This is a genomic window from Micromonospora sp. CNZ309 (genome assembly GCF_002846525.1).
Window position 1 is genome coordinate 1,368,645 of the sequence record NZ_PJNG01000001.1, and the last position, 19,151, is coordinate 1,387,795.

The following is a 19,151-nucleotide window of genomic DNA, read 5'->3' on the forward strand; positions in this document are numbered from 1 at the left end:
CCACCGAACAAGGAGCGTCATCATGCGCACCCGTACCGTCCTTCTCGCCCTGCTGTGCGCCGGCGCGCTCGCCGCCTCCAGCGCGTGCAGCGTGGAGAAGCCGTCCGACGGCCGCGACGCCGCCGCCAGGAACTGCGGCACCGGCAAGGACTTCCTGATCGGCATGTCGCAGGCCAACAACGCCGAGCCCTACCGGCAGGTCATGAACAACGACGTGCAGGCGGCGGCGAAGTCCGTCCCCGGGTTCAGCGTGGTGGTCTCCGACGCCGCGCAGGACAACAGCAAACAGGTCGCCGACGTGGAGAACTTCCTCACCCAGAAGATCGACCTGCTGATCATCTCGCCGAACGAGGCCAAGCCGCTGACCGCCGTGGTGCGCAAGGCGTACGACCGGGGGGTCCCGGTCATCGTGCTCGACCGCAAGGTGGAGGGCGAGGCGTACACGGCCTTCATCGGCGGGGACAACGTCGCGATCGGCAGGGCCGCCGGCGAGTTCTACGCCACGACGCTGCTGCCCGACGGCGGCAAGGTCATCGAGATCGCCGGGCTGCCCGGCTCCACGCCGGCGGCCGAACGCGCCCAGGGCTTCCGGGAGGGCATCGCGGCCAACCCGAAGATCGAGGTCGTCGCCTCCCAGCCGGGGGACTGGCTGCGGGAGAAGGGCCAGTCGGTGGCCGACGCGCTGCTCAAGGCCCACCCCGACGCCGCCGCCGTGTACGCCCACAACGACCCGATGGCCGAGGGCGCGTACCTGGCGGCGAAAGCGGCCGGGCTGCACACGAAGGTGAAGTTCACCGGCATCGACGCCCTGCCGGTGCCGTCGGGCGGCATCAAGGCCGTCGAGCAGGGCCGGCTCGCGGCGACCTTCCAGTACGCCACGGGTGGCCGGGAGGCCGTCGACCTGGCCCGCCGGATCCTCGTCGACTGCGCCGAGGACGTCCCGCGTACCACCACCCTCGACACGATGCGCGTCACGAAGGAGAACGCCGCCGAGACGTACGCGAAGCTCGGCGGCGTCGCCTGAGCACCGACCCGTCACGGCCCGACGGGCCGGGACCGGACCTGGAGATTGAGGGATGGCCGGCATGACGGTGGCCGCGGTGCTCGGCGTCGACATCGGCACGTCCAGCAGCAAGGGCGTCCTGGTGGGCCTGTCCGGGCGCGTGCTGCGCTCCGCGGTGCGGGAGCACCGGGTGGACCGGCCGCGACCCGGCTGGGTGGAGATGGACGGCCGCGTCTGGTGGGACGAGTTCGTCGCCCTCACCCGTGAGCTGCTGGCCCCGCGCGACGCCCACGTGGTGTCGGTCGGGGTCAGCGGCATGGGGCCGTGCGTGCTGCTCACCGACGCGGCCGGCACGCCCCTGCGGCCGGCCGTCCTCTACGGCGTGGACACCCGCTGCACGCCGCAGATCGCCCGGCTCACCGAGCGCTTCGGCGCCGACGAGATCCTGCGCCGGTGCGGCTCGGCGCTGTCGACCCAGGCGGCGGGGGCGAAGGTCGCCTGGGTCGCCGACGCCGAGCCGGAGCTGTTCGCCCGGGCCCGGCGGCTGTTCATGCCGAGTTCCTGGCTGGTGCACCAGCTGACCGGCGGCTACCTGCTCGACCAGCACTCGGCCAGCCAGTGCACCCCGCTGTACGACTGCGCGGCCCAGACCTGGTTGCGGCCGTGGGCCGACGAGATCGCCCCGGGGCTGGAGCTGCCCGAGCTGCGGTGGCCCGGCGACGTGGCCGGGACCGTCACCGACGGGGCCGCCGCGGCGACCGGGCTGGCGTCGGGCACCCCGGTCGTGACCGGGACGATCGACGCCTGGGCCGAGGCGCTCAGCGTGGGCGCCCAGGGCGTCGGCGACCTGATGCTCATGTACGGCACCACGATGTTCCTCGTGCACACGGTGCCGCACGGGCTCACCAGCCCGTCGCTGTGGGGCACCGTCGGCGCGCTGCCGGGCACCCGCAACCTGGCCGGCGGCATGGCTACCTCCGGGGCGGTCACCGGATGGCTGCGGGAGCTGTTCGACGCCGCCGACTACCCCGAGCTGCTCCGTTTGGCCGAGCGGTCCGGGCCGGGTGCGCGGGGGCTGCTGATGCTGCCGTACTTCGCCGGGGAGCGGACCCCCATCCTCGACCCCGACGCCCGTGGCGTGATCGCCGGCCTGACGCTCTCGCACGGGCGCGGCGACATCTACCGCGCGGCGCTGGAGGCGACCGGGCTGGCGGTGCGCCACAACATCGAGACCATCGAGGCGGCCGGCGGCGACATCCGGCGCGTCGTGGCGGTGGGCGGCGGCACCCGGGGCGACCTGTGGACGCAGATCGTCTCGGACGTCACCGGCCGGGCGCAGCACGTCCCGTCGATCACCATCGGCGCCAGCTACGGCGCCGCGTACCTCGCCGCCGGGACGGTGCAGCCGGTCGACATCCACCGCTGGAACCCGATCCGGGAGGTCCGCGAGCCGCGAGCCGCGCTCGCCGCCGACTACGACGAGCTGTACGGGCTGTACCGGCAGCTGTACGCCGGCTCGAAGTCCGTGGCCCACGCGTTGGCGGCCCGCCAGGCGCGCCTCGCGACCCCGCCCCAGCCAGGAACCGACGAGCCGATGGAGGAAGTCAACCCGTGAGCAACTACACCATGCCGGTGCTGGTCGAGCCGCCGGCCGCCGCCCCCCGGACGGTCTACACGGTCGCCAGCGGCGACCTGCGGCCCGCCGCGAACGTCACCGGTTGGCCGACCCAGCAACGCCTCGAGTCGGACCTCGCGGCCGCCGTCACCGCCCTGGGCTGGCAGACCCGGCGGACCCACCCGGTCGACGACCGGGCCGGTCACGGCTTCATCGACAGCCAGCGCGCCGGCATCCAGGTCTTCCAGCAGATCCCCCTCGACGCCCCGCTCGTCGTCGTCGAGGCGGTGTGGCAGTACAGCCACCACGTGCTGGCCGGGCTGCGCGCCCACCGGGGCCCGATCCTGCTCGTGGCGAACTGGAGCGGCGAGTTTCCGGGCCTGGTGGGCCTGCTGAACCTCGCCGGCAGCCTCACCAAGGCGGGCGTGCGGTACTCGGCGCTGTGGAGCGAGGACTTCACCGACGAGTGGGCCCGCAACGGGCTCAAGGCCTGGCTGGAGACCGGCGAGGTGGTCCACGACGAGAGCCACGTACGGGACCTGCCGCCGCTGCCGTCCGACCCCGAGGTCGCGCTCGGCGTGGCGCTGGCCCGGCAGCTCCGGCGCCGGCCGGCCGTCATCGGCGTCTTCGACGAGGGCTGCATGGGCATGTACAACGCGATCATCGACGACGAGCTGCTCAACCCGCTCGGCGTCTACAAGGAACGGCTGTCGCAGAGCGCGCTGGTGGCGGAGATGTCGCGGGTGCCGGACGAGGAGGCGCAGGCGGTGCGGGCGTGGCTCGACGCCGCCGGGATGACCTTCCACACCGGCACGGACGAGGCCACCGAACTGACCGACGCCCAACTGCTCAGCCAGTTCAAGATGTACGTCGCCGCGCTGCGCATCGCCGACGACTTCGGCCTGGACGCGGTCGGCATCCAGTACCAGCAGGGGCTCAAGGACACGGTGCCGGCGAGCGACCTGGCCGAGGGGCTGCTCAACGACGTGTTGCGGCCGCCGGTGAGAAGCCGGGACGGCTCGCGCGAGCTGTACGCGGGACGGGCCCTGCCGCACTTCAACGAGGTCGACGAGGGCGTCGCGGTGGATTCGCTGGTCACGAACCGGATCTGGACCGCGATGGGGATGGACCCGGCCACCACCCTGCACGACATCCGCTGGGGCGAGTCGTACGGGCCGGACTTCGTCTGGGTGTTCGAGATCTCCGGCTCGGTGCCCGCCGCGCACAACGGCGGCTACGACCGGTCGTACAGCATGCGGCAGCCGCCGATGTACTTCCCGCTGGGCGGCGGCACCCTGAGCGGTGTCTCCCGACCGGGCGAGATCGTCTGGTCGCGGATCTTCATCATGGACGGCGTGCTGCACGCCGACCTGGGCCGGGGCACCGTGGTGGAGCTGCCGGCCGCCGAGACGCAGCGTCGGCTGCGGGCCACCACCCCGCAGTGGCCGATCATGCACGCCGTCCTGCACGGCGTGGGCCGCGACCAGTTGATGGCCCGGCACAGGGCCAACCACGTCAACGTGGTCTACGCCGACGACGCCGACGCCGCCGACCGCGCCCTGCGGGTCAAGGCCGCGATGCTCGACGCGCTCGGGGTGCGGGTGCACCTGTGCGGTGACGTGTCGCTGTGATCCCGGGCGCCCTGCGGCGCGGGTTCAGCGGGCCTGGGCGGGCAGCCCACTCCGCCCGGCGGTGGGCTGCCCGCCCGGCTCACCCGGCGAGCGGACCGAGCTTTCGCGTACCCGCAGGGTGGTCCGCAGGGTCACGGTCGAGGAGGCCTTCGCGGGGTTGGCGATCCGCTCGGTGAGCAGCGAGGCCGCGGCCCGCCCCAGGTCGTACGTGGGCTGGGCGACCGTGCTCAGCGAGGGGCGCACCAGGTGGGCCCAGGGGATGTCGTCGAACCCCACCACGCCGCACCGGGCGGGCACGGCGACACCTCTGTCGACCAGGCACTGCATCGCGCCCACGGTCATCAGGTTGTTGGTGACGAAGACCGCGTCCGGCGGCTCGGCCGCGCCCAGCAGGGACGCCATGGCCCGGTAGCCGCCGTCCTCGCGGAAGTCGGCGTGGCGGACCATGTCCTCCGGCACGCTCCGGCCAGCCGCGCGCAGGGCCTGCTGGTAGCCGCGCAGCCGCTGCACGGCGGTGGAGATCCGGCGCGGGCCCGTGATGCAGGCGATCCGGCGGTAGCCGCCGTCGACCAGGTGGGCGGTGGCCGTCTCGGCGCCGTGGACGTTGTCGACCAGGACGGTGTCCACGGCCACCCCATGGGGCTGCCGGTCGATGGCCACGACCGGCATCCCGGCCTCGGTGAGCCGGTTGATCAGGGCCGGTCGCCCCGACGGCGAGATGATCACCCCGGCCATGCGTTCGGCCAGGGCCGCCGTCACGTAGCGGGTCTCCTTGTCGGGATCCTCGTCGCCGTTGCAGAGCACCACGGAGAAGCCGGCCTCCTGCGCCACGTCCTCGATGCCGCGCACCAGCGAGGTGAAGAACGGGTTGCCGATGTCGGAGATGATGACCGCCCAGAGGCTGGTGCGCTGCCGGCGCAGGCTGCGGGCCACCGCGTTGGGCCGGTAGTCCAGGTCGAGCATCGCCTGGCGTACCCGCGCCGCCAGGTCCGGATCCACCGACGAGTGCCCGTTGAGCACCCGGGACACCGTCGACGCCGAGACCTCGGCCACCCGAGCCACGTCATAGATGGTCGTCATGTGGCCGCCCCTGTCGGTGTCGTACGCTCGGTCCCGCGTCGGCCCCGGAGGCGGCCACACGCGCGAGCGCCACCGTGCGTCGCGACCCGCCGTCCGAGAGTGTCCGCCTGAGATCCTATAGGGCAGGCAATCGATTTCTCCCCACCGTCCCAGCCCCGCCGGCCGACGGCGGAACCCGGCCCCGTCCGCGGCACCCCGCCGCACGCCGGGGCGGTGGCGCGGACCGTGCAGAGTGGGGATGCCCGCACCGGCCCGGATGTCCGGCAGCGCTCGGGCCGGGTTCCTGTCGGGGGCGCGCGGTGGTGTGGGGAGGAGCGGAACGTGACGTCAGGCGAGGCGAGTGAGCTGTCGCGGGACACCGCCCGGACCATCGGGCTGGCGAGCCGGATCCTGCTGGCCTACTTCGACGACGACATGGTCCAGGTGGCGGCCCTGGTCAACCCCCGACCGCAGGAGGCCGTCGAGGCGCTGATCGTCCTGGCCCAGTCGGCGATGGTGCAGGCCACCGGCGGGCCGGACGAGGCGATGACGAAGCTGCGCGAGTTCGCCGTACGGGCCGAGATCGAGCTGGGCGAGTGCTACCCGGACCGACGCGTCGATCCGGGTAGCACTCCGCTCAGGCGCGGGTGATGCGTACGGCGTCGGCGACCACGTAGCCGCTGCCACTGGTCCAGCGGCTCACCCCGACCTTGTTGGCGTCGCCGGCCGCGAGGGTGAACACGCCGATCGACACCCACCGACCGCCGTTGACGCGCTGGTCGACCGGCACCGTCCGGTTGCCCGAGGCGGTGGCGACGATGTACGGCGTCTGGCCGTTGTACCCGGGGTCGGCCGGGTACCAGACCGAGATCTCGTACGTCCCCGTCTCGGGGATGTTCGCCCGGTACCAGGCGACGTCGCTGGCCGAGGTCGGGTTCGCGAACCGGTAGTCGGTGCCGAAGCGCTGCCCGGAGTACGCCGACGTGCTCCAGTTGGCGCTCGCCGTGAACCGGCCGGACGTGGTGTTGTCGATCGTGGTGGTCCACTGCTGCGGGGGCGGCTGCTGCGACGTGCTGACGTCCAGGTAGTTGCGGTCGATCTTCATCGTCACGCCGCCCCAGGTCTCCGTCACGTCCCCGGCGTACTGGTGCAACCGCTGGTGGTTCGCGTAGTAGGCGTCGGAGCAGTAGCTCCCGGCGTCGGTGTCGGCCACGCCGTTCCACCAGGCGATCCAGATCTGGTCCAGCCTGGTGTAGCTCGCGTTGTTGTACTCCAGGCAGACGTCCCTGATGCCGGAGGATCCGCTGGAGTACATGCCGGCGAGGTAGCCCTTGGTGTGCAACCGCTCGACCCACCCGGACAGGAACGACAGCACCGCGGCGCGGCACGACGCGGACGTCGGGTAGTGCTCGATGTCGTTGTAGATGGTGCTGCCGGCGCCGATGCCCAGCGCCTGCGCGGCGCTGGCGGCGCTGTCGGCGGCGGTGCGGCCCTGCGAGCGCGCGGTGGCGGGGTCGGCGGACATCTTCGGCGCGCGGGTGCCGCAGGGCGCCTGGTAGCCGAGCTCGATGGGGATGAGCCGCCAGCCGTTGGCGGTCTGGTTGGTGACCCAGGTCGCCGTCAGGTTGGGCTGCGCACAGGTGCGGCTGGCTCCGCTGATGTAGATGCCCACCGCGCGGTACGGCGAGCTGGCCCGCCAGGCGTTCATCGCCGACTGCGACGGGGCGGCGCAGGTGTCGAAGCCCTTACCGACGAAGGTGCCGGGCTGCGGACCGACGGCCGACACCGCCACGGACTGCGGCTGCGGCGGTGGGGCCGGCGTCGACTCCGCCGCGGCCGCCGAGCCGAGCGCGGTGGTGAGCGCCGCCGTGGTGGCGAGGCTCATCAGCCAGGTGGTGGTCCTCTTCATCCGGTCTCCCTCGAAGAATTTTTACACGAGGATGAAATCAGTGAAGAACTTTTACACAGCGGATCGACGGTTGGCAATAGTCTCGATCGATGGACGTGCCGGTCACCAGGCGCAGGGCGCGTAGTCCTTCAGGAAGCAGCCGTACAGGTCCTCGCCCTGCTCGCCACGGACGATCGGGTCGTACACCCGGGCCGCGCCGTCGACCAGGTCCAGCGGGGCGTGGAAGCCGGCGTCCGCCAGCCGCATCTTCGTCGGGTGCGGACGCTCGTCGGTGATCCAGCCGGTGTCGACGCTGGTCATCAGGATGCCGTCGGTCAGCATCTCCTGGGCGCTGGTGCGGGTCAGCATGTTCAGCGCCGCCTTGGCCATGTTGGTGTGCGGGTGCCCCGGGCCCTTGTAGCCGCGGCCGAACTGGCCCTCCATCGCCGAGACGTTCACGACGTACTTGCGGCGGGCCGGTGCCGCGGCCATCGCCGCCCGCAGGCGGCTGACCAGCACGAACGGGGCCGTCACGTTGCACAGCTGCACTTCCAGCAGCTCCACCGGGTCGACCTCCTGCACCCGCTGCACCCAGCTGTTGACCGGGTCGAGGTCCGGCACCAGGCCGCCGGCGTCGATGGCGGTGGCCGCCGCGATCCGTTCCGGCGAGGCGGAGCCACTGGTCAGCGCGAGCGCCGTGAGCGCGTGCGGGGTGAGCGGGGTCGACTGCGGCGCGGCGGTCAGGCTGCCCGTCGGGTCGCTCCCGCCGGCCGGCTTGGCGAACGTGACGATCTCCGGCAGGGGGCCGTCCGGCAGGGCCGCAGCCTCCGCGGCGACGAGCTGCGCGTACGCCCCGGGGCTGCGCCGCACGGTCTGCGCCGCATTGTTGATCAGGATGTCGAGCGGGCCCTGGCTGCTGACCGAGTCGGCGAGCGCGATCACCTGGGCGGGATCGCGCAGGTCGATCCCGACGACCCGCAGCCGGTGCAGCCACTCCGCGCTGTCGGGCATCGCCGCGAACCGGCGCACCGCGTCGTGCGGGAACCGGGTGGTGACCGTGGTGTGGGCGCCGTCGCGCAGCAGCCGCAGCGCGATGTACATGCCGATCTTGGCTCGGCCGCCGGTGAGCAGCGCCCGCCGGCCGGTCAGGTCGGTGCGGGCGTCGCGGCGCTCCCGGTTGAGCGCCGCGCAGGTCGGGCAGAGCTGGTGGTAGAAGGCGTCCACCTCGCGGTAGCGCTGCTTGCAGACGTAGCAGCCGCGCGGGTTGTGCAGGAAGCCGGCCGTGGTGCCCTCGGTGGGGGAGGCGAGCGGAATCCCCTGGGTCTCGTCGTCGATCCGGCCCGGGGCGCCGGTGGCGGTGGCGGCCGTCACCGCGCGGTCCGCCGCCGCGATCGCGTCGCGCCGCTCCTCCCGCCGGCGCTGTTTGATCACCTTGTAGAGCCTCGCCGTGGCCCGCTGCACGCGCACCACGTCGGGGTGATCGGGAGGAAGGTCCTCCAACGCCTCGAAGACGCTGAGACAGATCTCCAGCCGGCCCTGGTCGATACCGTCCTGACCGGTTTCCGTAATTTTGTCCGCCGCCATGCCGTCGCTGTCTCGTCCCGTTTCCGCGCCGTGTCTTCCCGGCCCACGCCAAGTCCGACCCGGAACTGTACGTCACCGCACGGATGTCGGCGCATCCCGCGCCCGTCGACCGGCCCGGGAACCGCCTCCCGGCCGTGTCTCAGCGGGGGCCGACGTCGTCGGCCGGCCGACTCGATCCGACCGCGTGCAGGTGCCCCAGCACCTGGGCCCACGAACGCGTCAGGCTGGTCTCGTGGTAGGGGATGGCGTGGTCGGCGCAGAACTGGCGGACCAGTGGCCGGGCGCGACGGAGGTTGGGTCGCGGCATGCTGGGGAAGAGGTGGTGCTCGATCTGGTAGTTCAGGCCGCCGAGCAGGGCGTCGATGAACCAGTTGCCGCGCACGTTGCGGGAGGTGAGCACCTGGCGTCGGAGGTAGTCGAGCCGGTCGTCGGCGGCGAGGATCGGCATGCCCTTGTGGTTGGGCGCGAAGGCGCTGCCGAGGTAGAGCCCGAGCAGGCCCTGGTTGACGAGGACGAACGCGACGGCCTGCGCCGGGCTCAGCACGAGCAGCACGGCCCCGAGATATCCGACGACGTGCAGGGCCAGCAGCGCGGCCTCCGCGGGCCGTCGCCTGAGCCGACCCGGGCCGACGACCGCCTTGACGCTGTTGGCGTGCAGGTGCAGGCCCTCCAGCAGCAGCAGCGGAAAGAACAGGTACGCCTGGTACCGGACCACCACCGCGCCCGGCCCGCGCTGCCCCCGCGCCTGCTCCGGGGTGAACGACAACGGCCGGACGACGATGTCCGGGTCGTGCCCCTCGGTGTTGGGGTGCGCGTGATGGCGGTTGTGCTTGTCGATCCACCAGCCGTAACTGAGGCCGATCAGGAGATTGCCGTGCAGCAGGCCGACCAGGTCGTTGGCGCGCCGGGTACGGAAGATCTGGCGGTGACCGGCGTCGTGACCGATGAACCCGGCCTGCGCGAAGACCACCGCCAGGACGGCTGCGACGCCCAGCTGCCACCACGACTCACCGAGCCACCCGAACAGCGTCCACGCGCCGACGTAGCACCCGCCGAGGGCGCCGATGCGCAGCGCGTAGTAACGACGCCGGCGATCGAGCAGGCCCGCGCGCCGGATCACGCGTGACAGCTCGGCGTACTGGCTGCCACCGTGGCGTTGGGTGTCGAGGGTGGCGTCGCTCATGGTCGACGCTCGTACTGGCGCATCGTCACGACGAGACCAACGGTGGTGGCGACGACCACGACCAGGAGGGGGTGTCGGCGGACGACCGATCCGATCCCGCCCAGCCGGTCGCGAAGCGGACGGGCTGCTCCGTCGTGCCCCGCGCCGCCGGTCGGGGTCATCGCCCCCGTCCCTCCCTGGCCGTCTGCCGCACCGACTCCGCGTCCGCGCACGCTGTGCAGCGTCGACTCCGGCTTGACGGGCATCATCTGCTTCACCTGCTTCTTTCCGGACAGCACGAACAGCCCGGCCGTCGCGAAGAGAGCCACCGCGACGACCAGCGCGGCCACCCACGCCGGCACGAACCCGGGGAGGACCAGGAGGAGCGCGACGACGAGCGTTCCCGTCCCGAACAGCGCCATTGCGCCCGCGCCGCCGACTGTCGCGGCGCCGGCGCCGGCGTGTCCACCTCGACGGTCAACCTCGCCCGGGCGCCGCTGGGCGGGTCACTCATCCGCCGTCACCTCCACGAGCAGTTCGGCACGTCGTGCCGGGGGCGCGTTCGTCCAGGGCCGTCGGGCGGGCGCCGCCTGGTCACGCCGGGCCGGCGCGCTGCCTGCCTGGTCGCGGGGCGGCGCTCCCCGTCCTCATCGTGCTGCGGCTGCCGATGGCACCTTCTGCTTGTCCCGGCCGGCCGCGCCGTCGGGGACCGGCATCCCGACCGTGCTCGCGTCGGCGAACGCGCCGTCGCGCAGGGCAGGAAGATCGCCGCCCATCGTGTCGCCCACGGCGCGACGGCGCCGAGCCCGTACGACGGCCGCCGCCGCCACCACCGCTGCCAGGGACATCGCCGCCGCCTGCATCAGCGGGACCCTCCTGCTACGTCGACGCCTCATGCCGCACTACCCCTCTCGGTTGGAATCCGACCTTGCTCTCATCGTGGGGACCGCGCAGGGGCAGTGGGTGGCGATTCGGCGCATTCGACACGGTCGGGGCATTCGGGCCGGCGACGCGCCGCGGGCCGGGGACGGTCAGCGCGGCATGCCGGCACGGAGCCGGGCGAGGGCCTGCTTCAGCAGCCGTGACACGTGCATCTGCGACAGCCCGCATCGCTCGGCGATCAGCTTCTGGGTCAGTTGACCGTGGAAGCGCAGCGTCAGGATCCGACGCTCCCGCGGGGAGGTCTGCCAGGAGCGACCGCAGTACGAGGTGATCGTCCACCCGGGCGAAGGCGGGGTCGACGGCACCGATGAGCGCGAGCGTCCCGAGGTCGTCGGTGTCGTGACGCGGCGCGTCGAGCGACATCAGCCGGTAGGCCTGCGCCGCGAGGGCGGTGGCCTGGACCTCCTCGACGCGCACCTCAAGGTGGTCGGCAAGTTCCGCGGCACTCGGATGGTGGCCCCGAGACCGCGTCAACTCGGCCGTCACGGCGCGCACGGACGCGGCGAGCCGTACGACGACCTGGCGCAGGTTGCGGCGCTGGCCCTGGTCAGAGCGGTCGACGGGTTCGACGTCGAGCGAGGCCTGTCCTTCTCCGGCTACGCGGTCCCGAGCATTCTCGGTGCCCTGCGTCGGCACTTCCGCGACACCACGTGGCGATGCGGGTACCGCGCCGGGCCCAGGAGCTGAACAGCAGGACCGTACCGGCGGGCCAGCCGGTCGGCCATCGGCAGGCCGCTCTCGATGATCCGGGCTCGTAGCCTCGCGCGAGCGGGATCGTCGCGGTGTCCAACGCGGCGAGGTGGCGCAGCGACCGCTCGCGGCTGCCCGGCACGTCGGGGACCCGGGCGACAGCCTCACCGTATGCGCTGTCCGGGGTCCGCGCACCACGGGACGGAGCCTGGCGGAACCCGACGAGGAGGACGCCGCCGGCGGCTGAGCCGATGCTCAGGCAGGCCGTCGAGTCGGCCGTGCCGGTGGGAGCTGCTCGGAACCGACGACGATCGCCCGCGCCAGATCGGACAGTGGCCGGTTGCGGCTGGCCGGGGCCAAGCCCGCCTCCGGGTTGCCGTGCGGTGGCGGCGCGATCCGTCACACCTCGACGAAGACCGCCCGGGTCGCCGCGACCGTGGGCGCCGGGCCGCCGAGGCTCCCCCGGACCTCGGCGAAGACGGCAGGGGCGAGACGGCGGTAGAAGCGGCCGAAGGCGGCCGGGGCGGCTGCTGCGTGCCGCACACCCCGAGGCACGGCCCTGCCGGTCGGTGCAGCGACGATTTCAGGGGTTATCAGAGCATTGCGACCATGGATATGCAAAAGTCCGATTTACCTATATTTGCACTTGTGTGGCTCTCGGCCTGCTGTCCCGACAGCGCGGGCCGGAGACGCACCATGAGAGGGCCTCATCGTGACAGTCACCCGAATCCGTCATCTCCGGCGCGCGGCAATGCCGGCGCTCGCGGCCGTCGCCGCCGCCAGCGCGGCCGTCGCCGTGCTGATCGTCAGTGGCACCGGCGCCAGCGCCGCCGAGGCACCGGTCGGCCTGGGCACAGCGGCGAACTTCTCCGTACTGGCCGGCTCCACCGTGACCAACACCGGTCCGAGCTTCCTGGCGCAGAGCCTCGGCGTCTACCCCGGCAACACCGCGCCCGGCTTCCCGCCCGGCGTCGTCGGCGGCGAGATCCACCTCGGCGACGCCGTCGCACTGCAAGCCAAGGATGACCTGACCACCGCGTACAACGACGCCGCCGGTCGGACTCCCTTCACCAACCTGCCGGCGGAACTCGGCGGTGCCACGCTCACCCCGGGGGTGTACCGCATCGGGGCCGCGCAACTGACCGGCCAGCTGACGCTCAACAGCCAGGGCGACCCGGCGGCGGTGTTCATCTTCCAGATCGCCTCCACCCTCATCACCGCCTCGAACAGCAGCATCGTGTTCATCAACGGCGCCTCGCCCTGCAACGTCTACTGGCAGGTGGGCAGCTCGGCGACTCTCGGCACCGGTACACGGTTCATGGGCAACATCCTGGCCCAGACCTCGATCAGCATGAACACCGGCGCGACCCTGCAGGGCCGAGCCCTGGCCCGGACCGGTGCCGTCACCCTCGACACCAACACCATCAACGCCCCCGTCTGCCTCCAGCCGACAGGAAGCCCGACCACCACCCCCACGGGCACGCCGACGGGCCAGCCCACCGGTACTCCGACGGGCACGCCGACCGGCACCCCTACCGGCACTCCGACGGGCACGCCGACCGGCACTCCGACGGGCACGCCGACCGGTACCCCCACGGGCACCCCGACCGGCCAGCCCACCGGAAGCCCCACAGGCACTCCGACCGGACAGCCCACGGGCACCCCGACCGGGTTCCCGACCCCGAGCCGCACGCAGCTGCCGGTGACCGGTGGTAGCGGCGGTGGCGCGCTGGTCCCCGTGCTGACGGGCCTCGGCAGCCTCGCCGTCGCCACCGGCGCGAGCCTGCTCTTCCTCTACCGCCGCAGAACCTCCTAGGCCTGACGGGGGTGGGCCCCGGCTGCCGGTCACCGGCAGCCGGGGCCCGCACCGCTAGGGCATGAGTTTCCGTCACCCGACGGCACCTTCCACAAGGGTGCCGTCAGGTGACGGCTTCGTGCGATCGATCGGCTCGGGGTCGATGAGGTCCCCGGCCGGCAGGTCCGCCGGGCGGTGCCGCACCGGCCGGTCGGCGCTCAGCCGGAACGGTGGTCGACCGTCGCCTCGACGAGCGCGTCGAGGGGTACGGTGGCGAAGCCGACCCGGGCGTCGCTGGCCCCGTACAGCAGCCAGAGCAGCCCGTCGTGGAGCAGGCCGCCGCAGGAGTAGACGACGTTCGTCACGTATCCTTCGCGCTCAGTGTCGTCGGGGCCAGCAGCGGCCCGGGCAGTTCCGCGAGGACCCGCTCCGGCCGGTGCAGGTCGAGCAGCAGGGCCCCGATGGCGTAGCGGCGCATCGGACCGACGCCGTGGGTGACAGCCCCGGGCCGCCGGTGAGCAGGCCGACGGCGTGCGGGAAGGGCGTGGCGACGACGGGGACACCGGCGGCCACCGCTTCGGTCAGGACGCCGGAGGTCACCTGTTCGGTCGAGTCGGAGGGCAGCACGACCACGTCGGCGGAGCGGATCAGCGCGCCGAGCGTGGCCAGTCCGTCCATGCCCTGATCCTCGGCATGGCCGCGCGGGCACACCCCGTCCAGCGCGGCGGAGGTGAGCGAATCCAACGTGGCGAAGAGCGTCACGTCCACACCCCGCGCGACGAGGCCTTCGGCCAGGAGGCCGGTCACCTGTTCCCACGGGCCGTAGTGGCGCGGCGGCGTCCGCCAGGCCACCGGGCCCAGCAGGGCCACTCTCACCGTGTCGTCGACCCGTCCAGTTCGGCGGGGTCGAGACGCAGGGTCGCGAGCAGCCCGGCGTGCCGGGTGGTGTCGACCTGCGCCGGCAGTTCCCGTTCGACCCAGTCGGCCCTGGTGTGCTGGCCGCGCCGACGCAGCACGGCGACGATCGTGTGCCGGGAAACTGTCATGCTCTGCTCCTTGGTGGTGATGGTGGGAAGGTCGCCGGTGCGCCGCTGCGGGGGCGCCGTCGGGGCGGGCATCCCGGCCGGTCGGTGCGCCGACTCGCCCGGTCGGATCGTCGGTTGCCCCGCTCGGGGGCGCCCTCGCGGTGCGGTACGGGCGGTGCCGGTCACCGTGGTATCGACCGCGAGCGTCGCGTGGGTTAACGGCACCCTCGGCCGCGGGCAGGTGAGAAGGACTTCCCGGAGATGATGCGTCGTGCCACCGCGAAGGACGCGGTGATCGAGGCGGGCCGAATGACCGTCGGATCGGGGCGGACGTCGCGTGCCCTCGGGCGGAGCCGGCGTGGCGGGCACCCTCAGGAGTGGGATGCCGTCGTTTCCGGGATGCCCCCAGCCTACGCCCTCCCGGCCGGCCGCGCGCCGACCGGCCGGGCACCGCCGAGGGGCACACGTCACGTCCGGCGCGCTGGCACAATGGCCGGGCCGTCGACGGGGATTGGGGCGCACCGATGACCGAGCATCGCATCCAGCCGAACGAGACCACGGTGCCGTTGCTGCACTGTGTGTCGGCGGAGGAGACCCTGGCGTTCTGGCGCGCGCTCGGCTTCGAGGTCACCTACGAGCAGACGAGGCCGTACCTCTACCTGGCGTTCCGCTGGAGCGGGTTCGAGTTGCACTACGGCGGCGCGCCGAGCGGCGTGGACCCGTCGGCCGAGAGCACCGGCGGTTGCCTGGTGATGGTCGACGCGGTCGCGCCCTACCACGCGGCGTTCAGCGAGGCGATGCGCCGCACCCACGGCAAGGTGCTCGCCAAGGGGCGCCCCCGGATGACCCGCTACCGCCCCGGCGCGTCCCGGTTCAGCGTCGTCGACCCGTCGGGGAACACCATCGTCTTCATCCAGCGCGACGAGCCGGCGGAGCTGGAGTATGGCGGCGCGAAGCGGTTGCAGGGCCTGGCCCGGGTACTCGACAACGCGCGGATCCTGCGGGAGTTCAAGAGCGACGACCTGGCCGCCTTCCGGGCGCTCAACTCGGGGCTGCGCCGGCACGGCGACGCCGCGCCGGCGGTGGAGCAGGCGTTGGCGCTGGCCGGGTTGATCGAGCTGTCGCTCGCGCTGGAGAAGCCGGAGCTGGTGCCCGACTGGGGCACCCGGCTCGCGGCGCTGCCGCTGACCGCGCCGGAGCGGACGCAGGTGCGGCAGGCGGTCGCCGAGCCCGCCGTACTCGAGGCGTGGCTGCCGGACGCGACCTGACGTCCCCGGCCGGGGACGGTGGCTCCGAGTCGCACCCCGTCGCGTCGGTCCGCGTTCAACCGGTCGTCTGCTCTGCGAAGGTTGGGGCATGGCCGCGCCGTTTCGCTCGCGTCTGACCGACTGGACCGTGTTCGTCCCGCTGCTGGCGATCCTGGTGCTGATCATGACCTGGGGGCGTGACCTCTCCGGTCCCGTCGTGGTGGTGGTGGCCCTGCTGCTGGCGGGCGCGGTGCTGGCCGCCGTGCACCACGCCGAGGTGGTGGCCCACAGGGTGGGGGAGCCGTACGGCTCGCTCGTGCTCGCCGTGGCCGTCACCGTCATCGAGGTGGCCCTGATCGTCACGCTCATGATCAGCGGCGGCGAGAAGACGCAGTCCCTCGCGCGCGACACCGTCTTCGCCGCCGTGATGATCACCTGCAACGGCATCCTCGGGCTGTCGCTGCTGATCGGGGCGCTGCGCCGACGGGTGGCGGTGTTCAACTCCGAGGGCACCGGCGGGGCGCTGGCCACCGTGACCACCCTCGCCGCGCTGAGCCTCGTGGTGCCGACCTTCACCACCAGCCGGCCGGGACCGCAGTTCACCCCGGCGCAGCTCGCCTTCGCCGCCGTGGTCTCGCTCGCCCTCTACGGCCTGTTCGTCATGGTGCAGACCGGCCGCCACCGCGACTACTTCCTGCCCGTCAACAGCCAGGGGCGGGTGCTCGACACCGAGGGGCACGCCGAGCCGCCGTCCGACCGGGCCGCCCTGCTCAGCCTGGGACTGCTGCTGGTGGCACTGGTCGCCGTGGTGGGCGACGCCAAGTCGGTCTCCCCGGCGATCGAGTCGGCCGTGGCCGGGGCGAACCTGCCCCCGTCCTTCGTGGGGGTGGTCATCGCGCTGCTGGTGCTGCTGCCCGAGACGCTCGCCGCCGCCCGGGCCGCCCGCCGCGACCGGGTGCAGATCAGCCTGAACCTGGCCCTCGGCTCGGCCATGGCCAGCATCGGGCTGACCATCCCGGCGATAGCGATCGCGTCGATCTGGTTGGAGGGCCCGCTGCTGCTCGGCCTCGGCGGCACCCAGGTGACCCTGCTCGCCCTCACCGTCGTCACCAGCGTGCTGACCGTCGTGCCGGGGCGGGCCACCGTGCTCCAGGGCGGCGTGCACCTGGTGCTGCTCGCCGCGTTCGTCTTCCTCGCCGCGAGCCCCTGACCGTCCTCGCAGCCGGTGGACCGGCGCGGCCCCGCCGCCGGGTAGGTCCGTGTCCGGGCATGAGGGACCCACCACGGGGGTACTGCACGCCGCGACGCCGACGCCGGGGAGGGCACTGTGAGGACGCGCGTGGGACGCCGACCGCGAAGCTCGCTGGCCGGCCTGCTGGTGGCCCTCGTCGTGGCGGCCGGGTGCGCGGTCGGCGGAGTGTCCGAACCCGAGGGACAGCAGCCGGCGCCGCCGCGCCCCGGCGGCGGGTCCTCGGCGGGCGCCGAGCGGACCCGGGCCGACGGCACCACCAGCGTCGCGGAGTTCCGGCAGGACGTCGCCGACGCGCAGAGCATCGCCGAGCGGTACTGGGCCGCCCAGTTCCGGGCGTCCGGTCAGCGGTTCCGCCCGATCCGCCGGATCATCCCGTACCAGCGGGCCGGCGAGGTCTCCTGCGGCGGGCAGCCACTACCGCGCAACAACGCCGTCTACTGCTCGGCGGGCGACTTCATCGCCTACGACGTGAACTGGTCGGTGGCCGCGTTCCGCCAGGTCGGCGACGCCTTCGTGTTCTACCTGCTCGGCCACGAGTACGCGCACGGCGTCCAGGCCCGCCTCGGCATCCGCTACTCCTACACCATCCAGCAGGAGTTGCAGGCCGACTGCATGGCGGGGGCCTACCTCGGCGACTCGGTACGCGCGAAGGCGCTGCGGCTCGCCGACGGCGACCTGGAGGAGTTCCGCGAGGGGCTGCTGGCCGTCGGTGACGCCCCCGACCAGCCCTGGTTCGCCGAGGGCGCGCACGGCACCGCCGAGCAGCGCACCGAGTCGTTCTTCCGCGGCTACGAGCGCTCCCTGGCCGCCTGCGACCTCAGCTGAGACGGCCCGGCAGCAGTCAGTTCCACCACTGTCGTACCCACACCGACGCCCCGCCGCCGTTGTCGCCGAGGTTCGGGTCGTTGAAGGAGAAGATGAGCCGCGACGGCGCACCGCCGTTGGAGTAGAGCATGCAGCCGCTGTTGGCGCCGACCGGGAACCACCGGCCGGAGGTGTAGGTCAGCCCGTTGCTCAGCACCAGCATGGACCCCGACGTCACCTTGGCGATCAGCGCGTACCGGGGGGCCTCCGGCGCGGGCCAGCCGCTGCCGGCCAGCGGCAGCTCGCCGGAGATGGACTTCCGGGTGCCCCAGTGGTCGATGCGGATCGTGCCCAGGGCCGACACCCGGAACACGTCCCGGTCGACCATGCCCACCGGCGAGGGCCACGTGGTGTGCACGTTGCCCGGCGCGAACCAGTCCCGTTCATCCTCGTGCTGGGGGGTCTCCAGGTCGTAGCAGCGTTCCAACGGCAGGCTCGCCGCGGCGGCCGGCCCCGCCGGCCAGATCGCGACGGCGGCGGCGAGCAGGACCACGGTGCACCGGGAGACCAGGGATCGGACGCGCATGGCGACCTCCGCGCGAGGGGCCGCCGTGCCGGCGACCGGTTGTCTCCGAGTCTCGCGTGTGGGCGCAACCCGTCGGCCAGGTCACCCCGCGACACCGCAGCGCGCGCCGGTGTCGTGCCGACTGAGAGGATCCCCGGGTAGCCACCCGAGGGAGGACCCGCTGAACAGCCACCACCTGGCCGCCGTGCTCTTCGACATGGACGGCACCCTGGTCGACAGCGAGAAGCTGTGGGACGTCGCGCTGCACGAGCTGGCAGCCGAGTACGGCGGCACCCTCTCCGACCCCGCCCGCAAGGCGATGATCGGCACCGCCATGGCCGCGTCGATGCGCATCCTGCACGACGACCTGGGCCAGCCGGGGCGCGATCCCGAGGCCAGCGCGGCGTGGATCAACGCCCGCATCCTGGAGCTGTTCCGCACCGGGCTGCGCTGGCGCCCCGGCGCGCTGAACCTGCTGCGGGCCGTCCGGGCGGCGGGCATCCCGACCGCGCTGGTGACCTCCAGCGGCCGGCCGCTGGTGGAGGTGGCGCTGGACACCCTCGGGCGAGACAGCTTCGACGCCATCGTCTGCGGCGACGAGGTCGACGCGGCCAAGCCGCACCCCGAGCCGTACCTCACCGCCGCCCGGCTGCTCGGCGTGCCGATCGCCCGCTGCGTGGCGATCGAGGACTCCCCGACGGGGGTGGCGAGCGCGCTCGCCGCCGGCGCGGCGGTGCTGGCCGTGCCGGCGGAGGTGCCGATCGGGCCGCTGGACGGCGTACACCAGTTGGAGAGCCTGACCGGCGCGGACCTGGAGCTGCTGGCGGCCCTGCTCGGCGCGCCGCCACCCGTCGGCTGAGACGACGAGGGCCCCGCCGACCGACGGGGC

Annotated in this window: 20 protein-coding genes and 3 pseudogenes; 10 read left to right on the forward strand and 13 right to left on the reverse strand. The window is 73.0% G+C overall.

From position 1 onward, the window contains the following. Positions 1 to 22 precede the first annotated feature (22 nt). The 3 genes from CLT72_RS05345 (at position 23) to CLT72_RS05355 (ending at position 4,249) form a co-directional block, all read left to right on the forward strand. Positions 23 to 1,024 carry a substrate-binding domain-containing protein gene (locus CLT72_RS05345; protein ID WP_101409783.1) on the forward strand — a complete coding sequence of 334 codons (1,002 nt, stop codon included), beginning with the start codon at positions 23 to 25 and terminating at the stop codon, positions 1,022 to 1,024. Between the two features lie 61 nt (positions 1,025 to 1,085). Further along, positions 1,086 to 2,618, forward strand: coding sequence for an FGGY-family carbohydrate kinase (locus tag CLT72_RS05350; RefSeq protein ID WP_101414955.1), 1,533 nt, complete (start codon positions 1,086 to 1,088; stop codon positions 2,616 to 2,618). Then, a complete protein-coding gene (locus CLT72_RS05355) occupies positions 2,615 to 4,249 on the forward strand; it encodes a fucose isomerase (RefSeq protein ID WP_101409784.1) in 1,635 nt (544 codons plus the stop codon). The genes CLT72_RS05350 and CLT72_RS05355 overlap by 4 nt, the downstream gene beginning before the upstream one ends. A gap of 24 nt (positions 4,250 to 4,273) precedes the next feature. On the opposite strand, the gene CLT72_RS05360 is transcribed toward CLT72_RS05355, so the two are convergent. Then, the gene (locus CLT72_RS05360) at positions 4,274 to 5,329 is read right to left on the reverse strand and encodes a LacI family DNA-binding transcriptional regulator (protein ID WP_101409785.1); all 1,056 of its coding nucleotides are present in this window, start codon (positions 5,327 to 5,329) and stop codon (positions 4,274 to 4,276) included. 321 nt (positions 5,330 to 5,650) lie between these two features. On the opposite strand from CLT72_RS05360, the gene CLT72_RS05365 reads away from it, so the two are divergent. Beyond that, positions 5,651 to 5,959 (forward strand): hypothetical protein, encoded by a 309-nt coding sequence (locus CLT72_RS05365; protein WP_101409786.1) that lies wholly within the window; start codon positions 5,651 to 5,653, stop codon positions 5,957 to 5,959. On the opposite strand, the gene CLT72_RS05370 is transcribed toward CLT72_RS05365, so the two are convergent. The 7 genes and pseudogenes from CLT72_RS05370 to CLT72_RS32525 all read right to left on the reverse strand — a co-directional run. Then, positions 5,946 to 7,217, reverse strand: coding sequence for a glycoside hydrolase domain-containing protein (locus CLT72_RS05370; protein WP_101409787.1), 1,272 nt, complete (start codon positions 7,215 to 7,217; stop codon positions 5,946 to 5,948). The two genes, CLT72_RS05365 and CLT72_RS05370, sit on opposite strands and share 14 nt — an antisense overlap. Positions 7,218 to 7,319: 102 nt before the next feature. Continuing rightward, positions 7,320 to 8,780, reverse strand: a complete 1,461-nt coding sequence (locus CLT72_RS05375; protein ID WP_101409788.1) for an SDR family NAD(P)-dependent oxidoreductase — start codon at positions 8,778 to 8,780, stop codon at positions 7,320 to 7,322. Positions 8,781 to 8,919: 139 nt separating this feature from the next. Then, positions 8,920 to 9,963, reverse strand: a complete 1,044-nt coding sequence (locus tag CLT72_RS05380; RefSeq protein WP_101409789.1) for a fatty acid desaturase family protein — start codon at positions 9,961 to 9,963, stop codon at positions 8,920 to 8,922. Continuing rightward, positions 9,960 to 10,415 (reverse strand): annotated as a pseudogene (locus CLT72_RS05385) (phage holin family protein); the annotation flags it as partial. The pseudogene CLT72_RS05385 and the gene CLT72_RS05380, both read right to left, overlap by 4 nt. A 174-nt stretch (positions 10,416 to 10,589) precedes the next feature. Next, entirely contained in the window at positions 10,590 to 10,805 is a 216-nt protein-coding gene (locus CLT72_RS05390) for a hypothetical protein (RefSeq protein WP_101409791.1), read from the reverse strand. 168 nt (positions 10,806 to 10,973) lie between these two features. Further along, on the reverse strand, positions 10,974 to 11,189 hold the full coding sequence (locus CLT72_RS05395; protein ID WP_250101032.1) for a sigma factor-like helix-turn-helix DNA-binding protein: 216 nt from the start codon (positions 11,187 to 11,189) through the stop codon (positions 10,974 to 10,976). Positions 11,190 to 11,232: 43 nt separating this feature from the next. Continuing rightward, positions 11,233 to 11,379, reverse strand: a pseudogene (locus CLT72_RS32525) (sigma-70 domain-containing protein); the annotation flags it as partial. Here CLT72_RS32525 and CLT72_RS05400 point away from each other — a divergent pair. After that, positions 11,335 to 11,571, forward strand: a complete 237-nt coding sequence (locus CLT72_RS05400; protein ID WP_374208841.1) for a sigma factor — start codon at positions 11,335 to 11,337, stop codon at positions 11,569 to 11,571. The pseudogene CLT72_RS32525 and the gene CLT72_RS05400 overlap by 45 nt on opposite strands. A 402-nt stretch (positions 11,572 to 11,973) precedes the next feature. Here CLT72_RS05400 and CLT72_RS31820 read toward each other — a convergent pair whose 3' ends face one another. Continuing rightward, complete coding sequence (locus CLT72_RS31820; RefSeq protein WP_158241973.1) at positions 11,974 to 12,117, reverse strand: hypothetical protein; 144 nt, start codon at positions 12,115 to 12,117, stop codon at positions 11,974 to 11,976. A 169-nt stretch (positions 12,118 to 12,286) separates the two neighbouring features. On the opposite strand from CLT72_RS31820, the gene CLT72_RS05405 reads away from it, so the two are divergent. Further along, positions 12,287 to 13,390 carry an ice-binding family protein gene (locus CLT72_RS05405; protein WP_486484186.1) on the forward strand — a complete coding sequence of 368 codons (1,104 nt, stop codon included), beginning with the start codon at positions 12,287 to 12,289 and terminating at the stop codon, positions 13,388 to 13,390. A 197-nt stretch (positions 13,391 to 13,587) separates the two neighbouring features. On the opposite strand, the gene CLT72_RS31495 is transcribed toward CLT72_RS05405, so the two are convergent. The 3 genes from CLT72_RS31495 to CLT72_RS05420 are packed head-to-tail and all read right to left on the reverse strand — an operon-like array spanning position 13,588 to position 14,487. Continuing rightward, positions 13,588 to 13,734 carry a hypothetical protein gene (locus tag CLT72_RS31495; protein ID WP_144082200.1) on the reverse strand — a complete coding sequence of 49 codons (147 nt, stop codon included), beginning with the start codon at positions 13,732 to 13,734 and terminating at the stop codon, positions 13,588 to 13,590. Between the two features lie 13 nt (positions 13,735 to 13,747). Continuing rightward, positions 13,748 to 14,245 carry a glycosyltransferase gene (locus CLT72_RS32530; RefSeq protein ID WP_374208840.1) on the reverse strand — a complete coding sequence of 166 codons (498 nt, stop codon included), beginning with the start codon at positions 14,243 to 14,245 and terminating at the stop codon, positions 13,748 to 13,750. Beyond that, positions 14,242 to 14,487 carry a hypothetical protein gene (locus CLT72_RS05420; RefSeq protein WP_101409793.1) on the reverse strand — a complete coding sequence of 82 codons (246 nt, stop codon included), beginning with the start codon at positions 14,485 to 14,487 and terminating at the stop codon, positions 14,242 to 14,244. The genes CLT72_RS32530 and CLT72_RS05420 overlap by 4 nt, the downstream gene beginning before the upstream one ends. Positions 14,488 to 14,918: 431 nt before the next feature. Here CLT72_RS05420 and CLT72_RS05425 point away from each other — a divergent pair, with 431 nt between their 5' ends. The 3 genes and pseudogenes from CLT72_RS05425 to CLT72_RS05435 all read left to right on the forward strand — a co-directional run. Then, entirely contained in the window at positions 14,919 to 15,662 is a 744-nt protein-coding gene (locus CLT72_RS05425) for a VOC family protein (protein ID WP_101409794.1), read from the forward strand. Positions 15,663 to 15,750: 88 nt separating this feature from the next. Next, the gene (locus CLT72_RS05430) at positions 15,751 to 16,851 is read left to right on the forward strand and encodes a calcium:cation antiporter (RefSeq protein WP_101409795.1); all 1,101 of its coding nucleotides are present in this window, start codon (positions 15,751 to 15,753) and stop codon (positions 16,849 to 16,851) included. A 108-nt stretch (positions 16,852 to 16,959) separates the two neighbouring features. Continuing rightward, positions 16,960 to 17,718 (forward strand): annotated as a pseudogene (locus CLT72_RS05435) (neutral zinc metallopeptidase); the annotation flags it as partial. Positions 17,719 to 17,734: 16 nt separating this feature from the next. On the opposite strand, the gene CLT72_RS05440 reads toward CLT72_RS05435, so the two are convergent. Continuing rightward, positions 17,735 to 18,283, reverse strand: coding sequence for a hypothetical protein (locus CLT72_RS05440; protein ID WP_101409797.1), 549 nt, complete (start codon positions 18,281 to 18,283; stop codon positions 17,735 to 17,737). Between the two features lie 184 nt (positions 18,284 to 18,467). On the opposite strand from CLT72_RS05440, the gene CLT72_RS05445 reads away from it, so the two are divergent. Beyond that, on the forward strand, positions 18,468 to 19,121 hold the full coding sequence (locus CLT72_RS05445) for an HAD family hydrolase (protein WP_101409798.1): 654 nt from the start codon (positions 18,468 to 18,470) through the stop codon (positions 19,119 to 19,121). Positions 19,122 to 19,151 lie beyond the last annotated feature (30 nt).

What these genes read in the sequence shown, in the direction of transcription:
- CLT72_RS05370 (WP_101409787.1), bottom strand. Translation starts at nt 7,217, where the DNA reads ATGAAGAGGACCACCACCTGGCTGATGAGCCTCGCCACCACGGCGGCG.
- CLT72_RS05425 (WP_101409794.1), top strand. Translation starts at nt 14,919, where the DNA reads ATGACCGAGCATCGCATCCAGCCGAACGAGACCACGGTGCCGTTGCTG.
- CLT72_RS05440 (WP_101409797.1), bottom strand. Translation starts at nt 18,283, where the DNA reads ATGCGCGTCCGATCCCTGGTCTCCCGGTGCACCGTGGTCCTGCTCGCC.
- CLT72_RS05430 (WP_101409795.1), top strand. Translation starts at nt 15,751, where the DNA reads ATGGCCGCGCCGTTTCGCTCGCGTCTGACCGACTGGACCGTGTTCGTC.
- CLT72_RS05350 (WP_101414955.1), top strand. Translation starts at nt 1,086, where the DNA reads ATGACGGTGGCCGCGGTGCTCGGCGTCGACATCGGCACGTCCAGCAGC.
- CLT72_RS05380 (WP_101409789.1), bottom strand. Translation starts at nt 9,963, where the DNA reads ATGAGCGACGCCACCCTCGACACCCAACGCCACGGTGGCAGCCAGTAC.
- CLT72_RS05400 (WP_374208841.1), top strand. Translation starts at nt 11,335, where the DNA reads ATGGTGGCCCCGAGACCGCGTCAACTCGGCCGTCACGGCGCGCACGGA.
- CLT72_RS05360 (WP_101409785.1), bottom strand. Translation starts at nt 5,329, where the DNA reads ATGACGACCATCTATGACGTGGCTCGGGTGGCCGAGGTCTCGGCGTCG.
- CLT72_RS05345 (WP_101409783.1), top strand. Translation starts at nt 23, where the DNA reads ATGCGCACCCGTACCGTCCTTCTCGCCCTGCTGTGCGCCGGCGCGCTC.
- CLT72_RS05420 (WP_101409793.1), bottom strand. Translation starts at nt 14,487, where the DNA reads ATGCCCGCCCCGACGGCGCCCCCGCAGCGGCGCACCGGCGACCTTCCC.
- CLT72_RS05375 (WP_101409788.1), bottom strand. Translation starts at nt 8,780, where the DNA reads ATGGCGGCGGACAAAATTACGGAAACCGGTCAGGACGGTATCGACCAG.
- CLT72_RS05390 (WP_101409791.1), bottom strand. Translation starts at nt 10,805, where the DNA reads ATGCAGGCGGCGGCGATGTCCCTGGCAGCGGTGGTGGCGGCGGCGGCC.